Below are 15,770 nucleotides of genomic sequence, written 5' to 3'. Positions count from 1 at the left end.
CGGGAGGCGCTGCCGGTTCAGAGAAAAGTTTGTGCCAGCCTCCCTCGCCCATATCTTGCATCTTTGAGCTGCTAGCTCGCTGACTGCCAGAACGGGAGATGTGGCACTAACAAACAGGAAAACGGCAAGCAGAATTCGCGAATAACGTAATTTTCTACGCATTATCGTTCCCTCCCCGCTTCCTCAATCGTCTTCATGATCGGGCTCAGCAAGTACTGGATAATACGGCGCTCTCCGGTCTTGATGTCCGCCTGAACCGCCATGCCGGGCGTGAGCGGGATGGTGCGGCCGTTGGCGGTGATGGTCTTCTGCTTGAGCCGCACGCGTGCAGTATAGACGAGGCCCTTCTTTTCATCCTGCAGGGCATCGGGGCTGATGTGCTCGAGCACGCCTTCGATGTAGCCGTATTCCGTGAAGGAGAACGCCTCGAGCTTGACCGCAACCGGCTGGCCCTCCCGCACAAAGCCCATATCCTTGTTAAGGATCTGCGCCTCAACGATGAGGTTGCCGCCGTCCGGCACGATCATCATGAGCGGCTGGGCCTGCTGGACGACGCCGCCGATAGTGTGGACGGCCAGCTGCTGCACCGTTCCGGCAACCGGCGCACGCAGCTCCTGCAGCACCCGGCGCTGGTCCGCCTTTTTGATTTCCTCGGCACTGAGGCTCGCCTGATCCTGCGCCTCGACCAGCCCACCCAAGGTCTGCCGCGCGAACTCCTGGCGCAGCTGCGCCAGTTGCTCGTTAATGCTGGCAATCGCCGCGCGGGCCTTGGCGGCCGCCTTTTCCTGCACCTCGACGCTGCGCTTGCGGTCGATGAACTGCTCCTCCAGCTCCCAAAGGAGGAGCTTGGAGGACAGCCCCTTCTCCGCCAGCTGTCGGCGGGCCAGCACCTGCTTTTCCAGAAACGGCAGGGTCTCTTCAAGCTTGGTGCGCTCCAGCTCCGCGCCGGCCAGTTCCGACTGATGTTCCTCCCGTGTTTGCAGGAGGCTTGCGCGCTTGGCCTCATATTCGGCAATCAGCGCCGAGATGAGGGTGCGCTGGGTGGCAATCGTCTCAACAGGCGCGCCTTCGGGCGGGTTAAAGACCGGCGGCTTGCCGTTGAGGTAAGCGACGATGGCAGCCGCCCGGGCCTTCTCAACCTCGGCCGAGAGGAGGCTGCGCTCGGCCTGGGCAGCATCCGCTCCGGCGACAGTCGGGTCAAGCTCAATGAGAAGCTGGCCCTTCTCGACCCTTTGTCCTTCCCTCACGTGGATGGCACGCACGATGCCGGTCGAACCCATCTCACTGCCAACACCGCCCCAGGAGATCACCTTCACATAGCCCTCAGGGATGGTCCGGCCTGCCGCAACGGCAACGGTGTCCAGCTTGCCGATGATCGACCAGAGCAGCGCCAGCACAACGAGACCGCACAGCGCCAGCAGCAGCGCGCGCAGCATCGGGCTCGGCGGGGTTTCGATAATCTCAAGAGCCGCCGGCAGGAACTGGGTCTCCTCTTGGGGCTTCTCATGCGCGCTGCGCTCATTTTCCTGCGCCCAGGCGGCCCTCAGTACCCGCCAGTGATGGGCAAAGCCGGGAAGCTTCTCGGAGAGCGTCGCGAACGTCATTCGGCGGGCACTCCCATCTGCCGCCGGTAAAGCTCGGCATAGCGGCCGCCGGCCCGCAGCAGGCTGTCGTGGTTGCCCATCTCGGTGATGCGGCCCTTCTCGATCGTGATGATGCGGTCGCACGGCCGCACGGCACTGAGCCGGTGGGCGATGATAATGACGGTGCGTCCCTGCGCGATCATGCGCAGGTTCTTCTGGACGATCTCCTCGGATTCCGCGTCGAGCGCCGAGGTCGCCTCGTCAAAAATCAGAATGCGCGGATTGGTGATAAGCGCCCGGGCTATGGCGATGCGCTGGCGCTGCCCGCCAGAGAGGTTCGCGCCGCGCTCGTCTATGATCGTATCATAGCCGTGGGGCAACTGCAGGATGAACTCATGGGCCCCGGACAGCTTGGCCGCCGCCATCACCGCCTGCATGGGACGCGTCGGATCGGACAGGGCAATGTTGTCGCGGACCGTGCGGTTGAAGAGGATGTTTTCCTGTAGGACGACGCCGACCTGACGGCGCAGCCAGGCCGGATCGACCAGCGCCAGATCGACACCGTCAACCAGCACGCGGCCCGATTCAGGCACGTAGAGACGCTGGATCAGCTTGGTCAGGGTCGACTTGCCTGAGCCAGACGGTCCGACGATGCCGAGCATTTCGCCGGGCTCGATAGTGAGGCTGACCTCACTCAGCACCTCGGGCGTATCCGGGCGGTAGCGGAATCGCACCCGCTCGAACTCGATCTTGCCCTTGATCGGCGGCAGGCTGGCTCGGTTCGGGTTGTGCTCCGGTTCAGCCGGGGCATTCAGCACGTCGCCCAAACGCTCGACTGAAATTCGGACCTGCTGGAAATCCTGCCAGAGCTGCGACAAGCGCAGGATTGGCGCCGATACGCGCCCGGCAAACATGTTGAAGGCGACGAGCGCCCCGACGGTGAGTGCGCCTTCGATCACCTGGCTCGCGCCGAAGTAGAGGATGGCAACGGTTGTCAGCTTCGAGACCAGCTGCACCAGCTGGCTGCCCCAGTTGGCAAGGCGGGTGACGGCAAAGCCGGTCTGGGTATAGCCCGCCAACTGGCGCTCTCACTTGTCACGCATGTGCGGCTCGACGGCCATGGCCTTGAGCGTGCCGACGGCCGTCACCGTCTCGACCAGAAAGGCCTGGTTCTCAGCCCCCGTTTAAACTTCTCGTCAAGCCGGGCTCTCAGCGGCGGCGTGATCAGCACCGAGATCACAATGTAAAGCGGAATGGAGAAGACCACGACGAGCGTCAGCAGCGGCGAGTAGGCGTACATCACCGCGAAGAAGACGATGGTGAAGACAAGGTCGATCACCAGCGTCAGGGTATTCGAGGTCAGGAACTCGCGGATGGTCTCCAGCTCCCGCACGCGGGCTACGCTGTCACCGACCCGGCGCGCCTCGAAATAGCTGAGCGGCAGGTTGAGCAAATGACGGAACAGTTGGGCTCCCAGTTCCGCATCGATCCGGTTCGTCGTATGGGCGAACAGCCAGGTTCGCAGGCCTGAGAGCAGAATTTCCCAAATGCTGACGACCGCCAGCCCAACCGCCAGCACGTGCAAGGTGGTCAGGGCATGGTGCACCAGTACCTTATCGATCACCAGCTGGAAGAAGATTGGTGAAACCAGGGCGATGATTTGAATGAAGAAAGAAGCGAGCAGCACATCGCGCAGCGGCTTGCGGTACTTGACCAGCGCCGGGATAAACCATGACACGTCGAATGTGCGGGTCTGACCAGCAAGACGCTCCCGCGTGGTCAGCAGCAGAATATCGCCAGTGAACAGCGCCTTCGCCTGCCGGGCGTCAAGAACCTCGGGACCATCGGCATAGGGACGCTGAATGAGCAGTCTAACGCTGTCATTTTCGCGCTCCGCGCGCAACAGGAGGACGGCCTCGCCATCCGCCTCACCTGCCCCTCTGAGCTTGGCGATGGCCGGCAGCGGCAGCCGCTCCAAGCGGTCAATTGCTGCACGCTTATGCTTCGCCTCAACGCTAAGGCGCTTGGCAGCGCGCAGGAGATCCTGAAAGGTGAAAGGCTCTGTGCCGCGTCCGCGTTCGTGCTGGAGCTGCTCCGGATCGGCGGGAACACGCAGGAACTTGAGCATCAGAATGAAGCAAGCCAGTGCCGCATCGCCAGCCTTTGGGGCGTCAGCGGCCATTTCACGGGCTGCAACTTCATTCTCGTCCGTTAAATTTCCTTTCATGCCGCCGAGCAACCTCGGCTGCCATAAAATACCGTAATCACTGTCCCCTCACTAAGCGATACGGACTGGGCCTAACCTCTGTTAATAACACCCGTGCAACAACTTTTATAAGCCTTTGGCATTAATAAGTGCCGCGTACAAGCTAGTTTGTTTCTTACTTATACATATCTGGACCTATCTCAGGCTCCGACCCACTCGTTCAGGTAGCCTGATAGATAATTAGCTGGCCAGAACACTGCTGAAGACGTGGAAAAGTGAGTAATAGGATTTCTGTTGGCAGACCACACAGCGGACGCCATGCACATCATTCTCTCTTCAATAGACGGCGTCCGTCGTCCAGCCATTGGCCAGATTATTTCCTGACACTTAGAGTCTGTTTGCGAATATCTTGCGCGTGAAATTCTGCTGTGATTTACACTTTGAATGTGAACAGCAGAGAGCCGCGGCCGGATGGCCAAGATCACCAACGAGACGAAGCGTTATCCAACGGATCTGACGGACGAGGAATGGACGCTGATCCAGCCCTTTCTGCCGAAGGTGGCCCGGCGTGGCTGCAGGCCACAGGCAGATCTGCGGGAAGTGCTGAATGCGCTGCGCTATCTAGCCCGCTCGGGCGGGGGCTGGCGGATGTTGCCGCATGATTTCCCGCCCTGGCAAACGGTGTACTGGTGATTTCATTGTTTCGTTTGGCTGTTTCTATTCTGCACGATCCATGACGTTGTCCTTATGCTCGATCAGGAACGAGAAGGTCGGGAGCACAGTCCATTCGCAGCGATCGTGAACAGCCGGTCGGTCAAGGTTCCCGCGGCCGAAGGCGATGCATTTGCTCCGCCTCGATTCCGCGCAGCCGGATATAGAGATTGGCAACCGCCGCCTGAAGACTGAGGCGGGCTGACTATAAATTGGCGGCTTCCGCATCGGCGTCCGCTTGCGCGGCATGCACAGCGCTACGGATACGGCCCCAAAGATCGATCTCATAGGACAGCGCGCCGCCTAATACGAACTGGTTGACCGTTACCGGTTCACCAGGGCCAACCGGACGCCCGGCCGACAGCCTCTCACGCGAGGCGGACGCAGAGCTCGCTCGGTTGCAGCAACTGGCCTCCAACTCGTGCCCGGCACCGCAGCTCTCCATCCCGGACAGCGGCGCGCTTGCGCGCCTCTATCGGGAGAAGGTTGTCAACCTTACCCGGTCCCTCGAGGACGAAGCAATCCGTCCGCAAGCCTCCAGCATCATCCGCCAGATCATCTACAGCGTGACAATCTATGCCAATGACCAGCCGGAAGTTTCGATCCACGCCTCCGCGCGGGAGGCGACTTGGCGGTGTGGTGGTGTTCCGCGGGATGCCAGGGTTTCGATCCACGCCTCCGTGCGGGAGGCGACCAGCACGGAGCAGGCCCGCGCCGCTGCCGTGGCTGTTTCGATCCACGCCTCCGTGCGGGAGGCGACGATGTACCGTGGTCGACATACTTGCCCGCGACCCGTTTCGATCCACGCCTCCGTGCGGGAGGCGACGAGCCGGAGATGACGAAGAAGACATCGACGCCAAGTTTCGATCCACGCCTCCGCGCGGGAGGCGACGCGCGCCCTGCACATTCACCGGCACCTGGCCCGAGTTTCGATCCACGCCTCCGCGCGGGAGGCGACCCGGACGGTCAGCAACTGGCCTCGATTCTTAAGCTGTTTCGATCCACGCCTCCACCAGCGGCGCGACGTGGCGGGTGTGGTGTTTCGATCCACGCCTCCGCGCGGGAGGCGACTGCCGATGTGGACAAGTCAATTCCCATAGACGTGTTTCGATCCACGCCTCCGCGCGGGAGGCGACCCCTCACCGAACAGCGCCACGTTCGAAATGCCCTGTTTCGATCCACGCCTCCGCGCGGGAGGCGACCACCATTCTGGCCGTCACGGTCGGGCGGCTGCGGGTTTCGATCCACGCCTCCGCGCGGGAGGCGACATGAGAGCTTCCGGTCGTTAGCCGTCGCCAGCCGAGTTTCGATCCACGCCTCCGCGCGGGAGGCGACTCCGATGACCCCGCCGACGGCGGCCAATGCCGGGAGTTTCGATCCACGCCTCCGCGCGGGAGGCGACGGTTTTCTTGACGGTTTTGCCGATCATCTTTGGTGTTTCGATCCACGCCTCCGCGCGGGAGGCGACCGCCCGTCCGTCGCCCAAACACCACCACGTCGGTGTTTCGATCCACGCCTCCGCGCGGGAGGCGACTTGCGGCAGACCCGGCGAGCCTCGCCAACAACGTGTTTCGATCCACGCCTCCGCGCGGGAGGCGACGGGGGTCCGCCGCCCCGGGCTACGCGCGCGCTACGTTTCGATCCACGCCTCCGCGCGGGAGGCGACGGTAAAAGCGTTGCAGTCTGTGCAAGCCGCAAAGTTTCGATCCACGCCTCCGCGCGGGAGGCGACCCGTGCTTCTGCGCTGTCACCCATGCCCCGATCGCGAGTTTCGATCCACGCCTCCGCGCGGGAGGCGACGCAAGCCTGGTCACGGCCGTGCCGCGGATGTCATGGTTTCGATCCACGCCTCCGCGCGGGAGGCGACAGTTGTAGCGCGTGGTGCCCTGCGACCCTGCCGTGTTTCGATCCACGCCTCCGCGCGGGAGGCGACCGACATGCTGCGCCGCCACGACGCAGGCGAGCAGGTGTTTCGATCCACGCCTCCGCGCGGGAGGCGACAGGCCAGCAAGCGCGATCCGAAATGACCGAATCCGAGTTTCGATCCACGCCTCCGCGCGGGAGGCGACGGCGCGCGCGCCGCAATGGATCGCATCCGCGCCGTGTTTCGATCCACGCCTCCGCGCGGGAGGCGACCCTCCGGCGCGCGCCGGCCCTTGCTGTGGTGCGTGTTTCGATCCACGCCTCCGCGCGGGAGGCGACTTCTCGATCCGGGCGCGCAGCAGGCAGGCTACGTGTTTCGATCCACGCCTCCGCGCGGGAGGCGACCCCCGCGCCTGGTCGCGGGGCAGGCCTCGATCAAGTTTCGATCCACGCCTCCGCGCGGGAGGCGACGCGGTGATTGCCTCGTTGGTGTTGGCCCCAGGTTGGTTTCGATCCACGCCTCCGCGCGGGAGGCGACGGTATGATGATTAATACGATGAGAAAGAACAGTAAATGGCCCTCGCTCCGCGAACCTCTCGACCTCAAAGGAGCCATACCCAAAGAATAAATGCCTACGATGAGATAACCAATTAACTTTTAATGACTTTTCCTGATCGCGAATCTCCCGGGAGGAGGTCTACCGCTTCCGGTTCGCGCGGCAACGGTCTTACCAGCTTCAGAACACCAGGGGGCCATCAAGGTCTATCGCTGGTTTCGCGCCTACATGCTCTACCCGGCGCTTGCCGTCTGCACCCAGGCGATAGAAGCGTAGCGAGTCCTTTTCTGCGTCGATCTCTTCAAGAAGACGCGCGCGCAGTTTCGCCCATTGCGCCGGATCGACCTCGCATTCGAACACCGAGTTCTGCACACGCTGTCCGAGATCCTGGCAAGCCTTGGCGACGCGACGTAGGCGACGCCTGCCGGCAGGGTCCTGTGTATTCACGTCATAGGTCACCAGCATGAGCATCTCTCATCTCCACAGAAAGGGAGGATAGCCGTCGAGATCACCGCGCAGATGACGGGACAGCAGCAGTGCCTGAACATGAGGGACGAGGCCCATCGGCATCGTCTCGCCCAGGAAGGGATGGCGTAGCTCACGCTTCTTACGCTCCTGCCAGGCCACCAGAATTGCCTTGCGCCCGTCATCGGTCAGCGATACTGCGCCTCCCTCGTCGATGTGGAAATCGCGCGCTTTCACCTGCCCCCGGTTGACAAGCGTGAGCGCCAGGCGATCGGCAAGCACCGGGCGCAATTCCTCCATCAGATCAAGCGCCAGGCTGGCGCGGCCCGGTCGGTCGGCATGCAGCAGCCCCACCTGAGGGTCGAGTCCGACACTTTCCAGCGCCGAGCGACAGTCATGGCCGAGCATCGCGTAGAGGAACGAGAGCAGACAGTTGATCCGGTCGAGCGGAGGGCGGCGGGAGCGGCAGCGAAAGGTGAAAGCCTCGCGATCACCCTGCACCATGGCGTCAAAAGCCCCGAAATAGACTTGGGCTGCTTCCCCCTCGTAACCGCGCAGCGTGGCTACGTCCGCGGCGGTGGCGGCCAGTCGGGCAACGTGCGAGAGACGCTGCTCGGCGCGCTCGATCGCGGCGCGGGCGTCCGGCACCATGGCAGCCCCATGATCGCGCAAGGCGCGGCGAAGCACAGTGCGCTGGTTTGCCGCCTTGGCGGTGACGATGCCGCGCACGATCGGCACCGCCCGGCCCGGATCGTCAGCAACGCGGTACTGCGTGCGACGCAGCAGGACGTTTCCCGTCCGCGGACCCTCCACGCGTGCGAGGAACTTGCCCTGGGGTGTCAGGAACGACAGCGCGATCCCTTCCTCGGCGCAGGCCGCCATCAGCGCGGGCGAAGCGCCCGGGCGCGCGAAGCTGACCACGCCGTCGACCAGGTGCATCGGCACGCGGCCGCGCTCGACCCCGTCGACATCGACAACAATGTTGGCGCCATCCTTGCGCAGCCAGCTGTTTTCGGTGGTGACGTAGATCGTGTTGAGGTGACGACGCATCCTGAATGTTCCCTGCGGCTGGCGCTCAATCGTCCTCCAGAGCCATAAGCTGGCGTTGCAGCCAGCGCCCAACTTCCGGCGGCCTTTCAAGTTTTTGCGGGCGGCACATACCGGCGAGTGAGCAGCGTCGGCAAGCGGGTGTCGCCCGAGGCGGCGGCGTGTGTCCCGCTGTGATCATGCCGCGCGTTTCCGTGGCGATCCGCGCGGTCAAAGCGCGCAGCTCCTCGTCAAAGGCGACGACCTGCCGCCTGTGCGTCTGGCCGTAGAACAGCGCGCCTTCGGACACCGTCACGCCGAACATCTCCTCCAGGCACAGCGCCTGCGCGCAAAGCTGGACCTCATCGGCGCGGTGCGACTTTGGGCGGCCGCGCTTGTATTCGACCGGATAAGGCATCGTCCCGTGGAACTCGACCGCGTCAGCCTTGCCCGAGAGGCCCAGCGCGAATGAGCGAAGGGTCAGCCCACGCACCGTTCGGATGCCGGCTCGACGGTCAGGCCGGCCGCTGTCCACCCGGGCATGCAACAATTGTCCCTCCGCCGTGGCACCGTCCTCCGCCCAGATGCGCTCGACATGGATGAGTGCGCACTGGCGCGGACAGAAGAGGTAGTGCTGCAGCGCAGACACAGGCACCAGTGCCTCTTCGGCTTCCGGGTCCGGCGGTGGCTGCAGCATCACTCAAATCCGCTCGATCACCTCAACACCAGCGGGCAGCCCTTCGCGGTCGATGGTCACGGCATAATCGGACCAGTGACGCGCTGGCGGCCAGTTATCGGTGGCACGGCTGCCGACGTGCTGACGCGCGCCTTCGTGGACACGCCAGGTCTTCACCCGGTCGAACAGCGATTGCGCCTGGGCATTGCCCAGCGCGCTATCGTGGCGAAACAGGATGAGCTTGCGCGTCGCCATCTCGCCGCGAGCGGCTGACCGGTCATGATCGAACATGTTGCCGAGCGCCTCCCAGAGCAGCTCGAGGTCGTCCTCGGAAAAGCCTGTTCCCTTGGTCGAATGGCTGGCCAGCGGGGCAGAGACGAACCCGTGCGCGCGGTAAAGGCCATAGGGTACGATATGCTTGCGCCCCATGGTGCGCCCCCTTTGTCTTCGGCGTCCTTCTCGGTGGTCGCGGCCATGCGGGTGATCGACACTTCCAGCGGCAGGATTGGCTCGACCGAGCGGGCGAAGGTGAACTGCACTGGCCCGCGTACCTGTCCAGCGTTCACGCCGGTCGACATTACAGCCCCGAAAGCACGGATGTCCCAAAAGTTGGCGCACATCCACTTCGTTAGTTCTCGCGCCTTCTGCTGGTCCTTAGGCAGCTTCTTGAGCTCCTCATCCTTGGTGACTTCCGGCATCACCGCCGCCCAGGCCTTCCTGTGCTGATTGTTGAGGGTCGCGCCCTCGGACATGTAGATATCACAACCGGGGCCATCTCCCTTCGCCAGCGCAACGTAGTTGCGCACCTTCCGCTTCAGCGCGACGTCGGAGACGAGGCCCTGGTTCGTTTCCGGGTCGAGCCGGGGCATGTTGCCGGCGTCTGGATCGCCATTGGGATTTCCGTTCGTCACGTCGAAATAGAGGACGAACTCGTAGCGGTTGGTAACGGGATTGCTCATTTTTCGTCCCCTTCGCCTTGCAGGTCTTCCAGCTCTTTCGGATCGATGTTTTCATTCTTGCCGTTGGACAGGCTCGCCGCGCGCTGGTGGTAGTAGCCGATAGCGAACTCCCCCTGGTCCTGCAGGGACAGCGAGCGCGGCAGCGAGCGGGGTGCTGCCGGTTCGATATGGCTGTGGATTTCCTCCAGCTCGCGCTCGATCAGGCTGGCCCAGCCGGGCTTTTCCTTGCGCACCTTGGCAAGGTGATTTTGCCCGCCCCGCACGATCAATGGAAAGACGCTGGCCGGCGTTGCAGAAGCTGCGCCGAAGTACTTGTCTCGGATCGTGGCATTGACGCGGCCCAGTGCCGCTCGCTGCGCCAATTCATAAACGGCAAACAGCCGGCCGAGTTGGTAGCCCACGTTGTCGTGGTCCCTCTTCAGGCTCATTGGAGTCTCTCCTTCCTCAGGAAATTCAGAATGGCGGCGCTTGAGGCGCACGAGCACCGCGCGAATGACGGCAGCGTGCCAGCCCGTTGCCGGGCTGTCGCCTGCGCGCAGGCGTATCAAGGCGGCGGACAGGAGGCTCAGCGGATAGCGTGTGCCGCCAAGCACCGCGCGCATCACCTCCCCGGCGAGTAGCGGCGGAATATTCTTGAAATCGCGCTGCAACGCTGTTGTGTTGACGAGGAGGCAATTGACGGAAGGTGCCGCGCCCCAGTTCAACGGCGTCGGCTCGATGCGCAGATCCTCGTGGTGCCGGGCAAGCCGGTGCGCGAAGGCGTCGATCGTGTCGCTGAGCCAGAAACGCACGGAAAGCCGCGCAGCGTTGGGCGACAGGCCGAGGACGTGAAAGCGGGTGTCGGGATCGATCTGCGGCAGAACATCGGAAATTCGCTTGCCGCTGGCGACCGCCTGCATCTGCTCGCGCAGCTTGCGCGTTTCGCTGGCGTCGTCATCGGCCGTATCCCCGCCAAGCCAGTTGGCAAACAACGCATCGGCCTGGTCATCGCCAGCCTCGGCCCAGAACACAACGGTGGCGTCGCCGATCGGATGTGGCAGTCGATTCGGCCCGCCGCGCGTCAGCAGGTGGTTGAGCGTCGTTCCGTAGCGGAATGCCGCTCCCTTCGAAGTTGGCGCATTGGCGCCCTGCGTCTTGCACAGTGACGTAAAGGCGTCGAGATTGAACGAGACTAATGAATGACCGCCGCCAGGAGGAGGATTGTTGGCTGCCACGCCCTTGATCGCCGGATGCAACTTTTCGATAGGAGCTTGCTCTCCGGTGATTAAGCACCAGCCGACCTGCTGGTCTTGGTCCGTCTCGTTGTCGTTTCCAGCCTCAACCAATCTCCGTGCGGCCGCGCGTTCATGCAGGTATTCCCTGTCACCATCCAGGCGGAACATGATATTGGCGTCGGGGACAATCTCCTTGAGACAGCTTTCCCGGAATGCGGATGGCTCCCAGGTCTGCAGGAACCTGACCAGTGCAAGCAGCCCAGGGTCTTCCTCCCTTGATAGCCGATTCAAGTGGTATTCCTTGAACAAGCCATGCTGGAAAGGCGTTTCCTTCCACCCCTTTCCTTCAGCGCCAACACCCAGCGAATAGGAAGTCTTGTCCCACAGAAAGAAGGGAGGCGGCCGCTTTCCTGACCGCTTGAAGGATGCAGGAACGGTAAATTCCCGATTGACCGGCTTCTTGCCCAGAAGGTCTCGTAAATCTTCCATTGCCACCGGTTCGCCATCGCGGCTCAAGACGACGCAAAAGCCGAACTTCTCCCGGCTCCACCCCGGTGAGGAGATCTCACCGCGCTCGGCCAGGCGATGATAGTGGCGTTCCAGCGCTTGCAGAATGGTCACTGCACCACCTCCTTCGCATGGAAGGGGGGACCTCAATTACGCCGTCCATCATTTGCGCGCGAAAAAAGCGCGATTCATTACCGCGAGCGAAGTCGATATCGTGCAGCATCCAGCCAAAATCACGATCGCGCTCGGTCAGCGGCGGGTCGTAGACCGGAAGCGGATCGTCCGGCCCCAGCAGTTCGAACTCGGCAGCGAATTCACGCGTGCCGAGGCAGGGACGGTGGAAGCACTGGCCCTGCTGGGCGCGGCGGTTGAACATGGAAATGTGCTTGGCAGGCGTGTCCTCCGGTCCAGCCTTGTCAGTCATTGAGAAGTGCGCCTCGATCACATATGCGACATCGACCAGCACCAGCGCCGCGCGCTGCTGGCGGTTCTCGTCGACGAGAATGCCCAGACCCTCGGTCGTGCCGCGCTTCATGGCGCTGCGGGCATTGGCCTCGCTCGCCTTGGCCCCTACCTCGTTGCGCCGCAACGACTGGAAGCAGATCGGGCGCAGCACGTGGATGCGATCAACATGCCAGCGGATCGCCGGCTTCCAGTGAATGGCCTCAAGAATGCCGCGCGCCGCCGATGGCGTCATGACGTCGTAGCTGACGCGCTCGACCTTCATCTCCGGGCGCGTGAAGCAGGCACGCTCCCCCAGACGTGCAGCCTGACAGTCATTACTCCCCCGATATCAACGCCTCACCATCCAAAGGCGACTCAATAGTATGATAGTGTTATGATTTTTGGCAATGCCTCGCGTTGCATGCGCGACATCATTGTGCAGGGAACCACATTGAACAGGCGCTCGATCAGTCCCTGAACCATAAGAACATTGACCCTAGAAAATGTTGTTTTCCGCTGACCTGATCGCAGGATCACCATCGATCTGCAGACCGGCATTGAGGTCATACAGTGGCGGAAGCTCACCCGGCCGCTCCTCGGCCAAAACGATGAAGCGATCGCCGTAATCGTCAGGCCTGATCGCCTCCACCACGCCCTTCGCCAGCCAGTCCGCCCGCAGCTTCGCCGGCACAGGCACGACATATTGTTGCAGCCTGCGCTGCACGCCTGCTGGCGGGAGTTCGGCAAATCGCAGCTCATTGATGGCCTTGTGAGCATCGTCATCGAAAGGCACGATGATCGGGTCCATAACCTCGTCGATGAGGCGGAAGGCACGGGCAATCTTGGCGAAGGGGAAGTCCAAGCTCTCTGTCGTCTCCTTGATCGCGCGCATGATCTCCAGCGTTTCTCCGGGTGCCAGATGTGCGCGGTCGAGCGCTTTATAGCCCTGCGCCCAGTAGAGCCAGCGATAGTATTCCCGCACCGCCTCCAGAGCAAGTGGGTCATCGTTGCGCTTCAAGACTTCTCGCGCAGCCTGGTAGAATGGTTTGATCGCATCGGGCATCCTGTGTCCCGCGGGTTCGAACACGACGGTTCTGCCCAGCGCCTCGCCCAGCGGTCCCAGTTCGCCATTGCGGTTGCAGCGACCCGCCGCCTGCGCGATGCTTGAAAGCCCGCTTACGGCGCGCCAGACTTCTGGGAAGGAGATGTCCACGCCGGCCTCGATCAGGCTGGTGGCGACGAGCCGGACCGGCCGGCCCTTCTTCAGATCATCACACAATCGCGCCAGCACTTGCCGTCGATGCCGCGCGCACATCAATGTCGTCAGGTGCGCTGCGCCTTCCTGGCCTTGCTCACGCAACAGCCCAAACAGCTCGCGCGCATGGGCGCGGCTGTTGACGATGCACAGCATCTGCGGCTGGTTGGCGAAGCGTGCACTCACGGCCTCATCGCACACCGGTTCGCGCAGCCATTCCACCCGCACGCGCCTGAGCTTCGAATAAAGCGCTGCCGGATGCGGCGCGAGTTCCCGGTGATCGGGAATGTCCAGCCCCTCACACTTCCCATTCGACGCCTGCGGCAGCGCCTCATCCAGCACACGCAGCGCGGGCTGTGTCGCTGTGCAGAGAACCACGCTTGCGCCGTAATTGCGCGCGAGTTCGTCGATTGCGGCCATGCAGGGGCGCAGCAGGTGAACAGGGATCGACTGCGCCTCGTCGAGCACGATCACGCTGCGGGCAAGGTTGTGCAGTTTGCGCGCCTTGCTTGTGCGCGCCGCGAACAGGCTTTCGAAGAACTGCACTGCGGTGGTGACCACGATCGGCGCGTCCCAGTTCTCGGTGTCCCGGCGCATTTTAGCGAGTCCTGCTGCACCCTCCCTTTCGGTGTCATTGCCGCTGGCTGGCTCACGTCCCTCGGGATCAAAGCTTGAATGATGCTCAAGCACGGCGTCCACGAGCCCCACGTCGTCGCGAAACACCGCTGCCGTCTGCTCGATGATTGACGTGAAGGGGATCACATAGACGATGCGGCGGAGCCCATGCGCCAGCGCGTGTTCGGCAGCGAAGCTCAGCGATGTCAGCGTCTTGCCCCCTCCCGTCGGCACAGTGAGCGTGAACAGGCCAGGCGACTGCGCGGCCTGCACATTGGCATGGTCCAGGATTTGCGAACGCAAGACATTGACCGGCGTGTCTTCGCGCCGATGGCTGGCCAGAAAATTTCGGATCGTATCGAGATGCTCTTGTCTTAGTACACCGCCGCGCGCCCGTGGAGCCTTGCCGTGCGCACGATCATAGAAGCGCTCTGTCGCGATGAAATCTGCGTCGACCAGGCAAGAAAAGAGCATGCGCACGAAGAAGGCGCCAGAAAAGGTCGGGTGAATGCCATTACCCCTGATCCGGCGCTGCTCATTGGCTAACGCGGCAAGATCTGGAAGGGATCCTGCTTCTGCAGGCCAGCCCGAATAATCCTCCACCGTCTTGACCAGTCGCTCATTGAGCTTGATGCCATCTATCAGCCCTGAATGATGTCCAGCAATCCCGAACGCCAGCAACCGGCCCAACTTGCCATAGGCCGCACAGGCCTCCTGTGCGCCGGCGGTGCTGTGATCCGGACCTTTCAATGCCCCATCTTGGGGGTGGCGGATGTAGCGTTGGTAGGCTTGAGAACATTTCCCGATGTCGTGCAGGAGTCCCATTGCTCGTGCGAACTGCCCTGCGCCGAAATGGGAGGCAAATTCAGCGGCCATCGTTCCAACAGCTTTGAGGTGTTCACCGAGGGGCTCCCAGCAGCACTCGGGTTGATCACTCACGGAATGAGCAAAAAATATGGAGAATGACATACTCAAACCTCCGCCTAAATGTCCAAGAGGCATGGGGGTTCTCTTAGATGAGCAGGCGACACCATATCGAAACGGCCCAATCAAAAAAACAAAATAACAATAACCAACAAAATAAAACACCTAATATTACATATTTTTCATGACCTGCTCCCCAGATTTCAGCCGACCTGAAGTAGAGCCTTTTTCTGTTGATGCCCTGATTGGGCTATGATGGCAACTGCCTCCGGGGCGCGCCCCGGAGGCAGTTGCCGGAAGTTATTTCCAGCGATGTCGGCTGGCGTTGCACCTCCCAAACTCGAGTGAGGCCTGACATGGTTGTAGTCATGCTGCCAATCGGCAAGGATCCGGCGGGCATGGCTCAGAGATGCGAACAGCGTCTCGTTGAGGCACTCATCGCGAAGGCGGCCATTGAAGCTTTCGACAAAAGCGTTCTGGGTGGGTTTGCCGGGGGCGATGTAATGCCAGTCGATCATGCGATCCTGAGTCCATTTGAGGAGGGCGGCACTGGTGAACTCAGTGCCGTTGTCGCTGACACACAGCCGTGGCTTGCCTCGCCGGGCAATGATCGCGTCCAATTCTCTGCAGACCCTGGCGCCGGACAGGGACGTATCGGCGATCAGGGCAAGACATTCGCGCGTGAAGTTATCCACGACCGTCAGGATCCGGAACCGGCGGCCATCACTGAGAGCATCGCTGACAAAATCCATTGACCAGCATTGAT

General features: G+C 62.3%; 11 protein-coding genes, 2 pseudogenes and 2 CRISPR repeat arrays (1 of these 15 running past the window's edge). Of the genes and pseudogenes, 1 reads left to right on the top strand and 12 read right to left on the bottom strand.

Translation table 11 applies throughout. From position 1 onward, the window contains the following. Positions 1-161: 161 nt before the first annotated feature. The 3 genes from L0C21_RS15510 to L0C21_RS16755 form a co-directional block, all read right to left on the bottom strand. On the bottom strand, positions 162-1,604 hold the full coding sequence (locus tag L0C21_RS15510) for an HlyD family type I secretion periplasmic adaptor subunit (RefSeq protein ID WP_259279320.1): 1,443 nt from the start codon (positions 1,602-1,604) through the stop codon (positions 162-164). Further along, positions 1,601-2,662, bottom strand: coding sequence for an ATP-binding cassette domain-containing protein (locus L0C21_RS16760; RefSeq protein WP_310593405.1), 1,062 nt, complete (start codon positions 2,660-2,662; stop codon positions 1,601-1,603). The genes L0C21_RS15510 and L0C21_RS16760 overlap by 4 nt, the downstream gene beginning before the upstream one ends. Before the next feature lie 65 nt (positions 2,663-2,727). Continuing rightward, entirely contained in the window at positions 2,728-3,822 is a 1,095-nt protein-coding gene (locus L0C21_RS16755; RefSeq protein ID WP_310593404.1) for an ABC transporter transmembrane domain-containing protein, read from the bottom strand. Between the two features lie 438 nt (positions 3,823-4,260). Here L0C21_RS16755 and L0C21_RS15500 point away from each other — a divergent pair, with 438 nt between their 5' ends. Further along, positions 4,261-4,482, top strand: coding sequence for a transposase (locus tag L0C21_RS15500; RefSeq protein ID WP_259279319.1), 222 nt, complete (start codon positions 4,261-4,263; stop codon positions 4,480-4,482). Positions 4,483-5,096: 614 nt separating this feature from the next. Beyond that, positions 5,097-5,458: a CRISPR direct-repeat array (repeat unit 32 nt; unit sequence GTTTCGATCCACGCCTCCGCGCGGGAGGCGAC). 80 nt (positions 5,459-5,538) lie between these two features. Then, positions 5,539-6,901: direct repeats of the CRISPR family, unit length 32 nt; unit sequence GTTTCGATCCACGCCTCCGCGCGGGAGGCGAC. 198 nt (positions 6,902-7,099) lie between these two features. On the opposite strand, the gene cas2 is transcribed toward L0C21_RS15500, so the two are convergent. The 9 genes and pseudogenes from cas2 to L0C21_RS15455 form a co-directional block, all read right to left on the bottom strand. After that, on the bottom strand, positions 7,100-7,384 hold the full coding sequence (cas2, locus tag L0C21_RS15495; RefSeq protein WP_445557831.1) for a CRISPR-associated endonuclease Cas2: 285 nt from the start codon (positions 7,382-7,384) through the stop codon (positions 7,100-7,102). Between the two features lie 9 nt (positions 7,385-7,393). After that, a complete protein-coding gene (gene cas1c / locus L0C21_RS15490) occupies positions 7,394-8,434 on the bottom strand; it encodes a type I-C CRISPR-associated endonuclease Cas1c (RefSeq protein WP_259279317.1) in 1,041 nt (346 codons plus the stop codon). Positions 8,435-8,459: 25 nt separating this feature from the next. Beyond that, the gene (cas4, locus tag L0C21_RS15485) at positions 8,460-9,107 is read right to left on the bottom strand and encodes a CRISPR-associated protein Cas4 (RefSeq protein ID WP_259279316.1); all 648 of its coding nucleotides are present in this window, start codon (positions 9,105-9,107) and stop codon (positions 8,460-8,462) included. Positions 9,108-9,110: 3 nt separating this feature from the next. Then, entirely contained in the window at positions 9,111-9,515 is a 405-nt protein-coding gene (locus L0C21_RS17060) for a type I CRISPR-associated protein Cas7 (RefSeq protein ID WP_259279315.1), read from the bottom strand. Positions 9,516-9,583: 68 nt separating this feature from the next. Continuing rightward, positions 9,584-10,045 (bottom strand): annotated as a pseudogene (gene cas7c, locus L0C21_RS17055) (type I-C CRISPR-associated protein Cas7/Csd2); the annotation flags it as partial. Continuing rightward, positions 10,042-11,880 (bottom strand): type I-C CRISPR-associated protein Cas8c/Csd1, encoded by a 1,839-nt coding sequence (gene cas8c / locus L0C21_RS15470; RefSeq protein WP_259279314.1) that lies wholly within the window; start codon positions 11,878-11,880, stop codon positions 10,042-10,044. The pseudogene cas7c and the gene cas8c, both read right to left, overlap by 4 nt. Further along, positions 11,825-12,493 carry a type I-C CRISPR-associated protein Cas5c gene (gene cas5c, locus L0C21_RS15465; RefSeq protein WP_259279313.1) on the bottom strand — a complete coding sequence of 223 codons (669 nt, stop codon included), beginning with the start codon at positions 12,491-12,493 and terminating at the stop codon, positions 11,825-11,827. The genes cas8c and cas5c overlap by 56 nt, the downstream gene beginning before the upstream one ends. Before the next feature lie 213 nt (positions 12,494-12,706). Next, complete coding sequence (locus tag L0C21_RS15460) at positions 12,707-15,049, bottom strand: CRISPR-associated endonuclease Cas3'' (protein ID WP_259279312.1); 2,343 nt, start codon at positions 15,047-15,049, stop codon at positions 12,707-12,709. Between the two features lie 158 nt (positions 15,050-15,207). Beyond that, a pseudogene (locus tag L0C21_RS15455) lies at positions 15,208-15,770 on the bottom strand (IS3 family transposase) (its annotated part continues 25 nt past the right edge of the window); the annotation flags it as partial.

Origin of the sequence: Pedomonas mirosovicensis (assembly GCF_022569295.1) — a bacterium.
Taxonomy (GTDB): domain Bacteria; phylum Pseudomonadota; class Alphaproteobacteria; order Sphingomonadales; family Sphingomonadaceae; genus Pedomonas; species Pedomonas mirosovicensis.
Note: the sequence above shows the minus strand (reverse complement) of the source record. Positions and strands in the feature narration are given on the sequence as shown.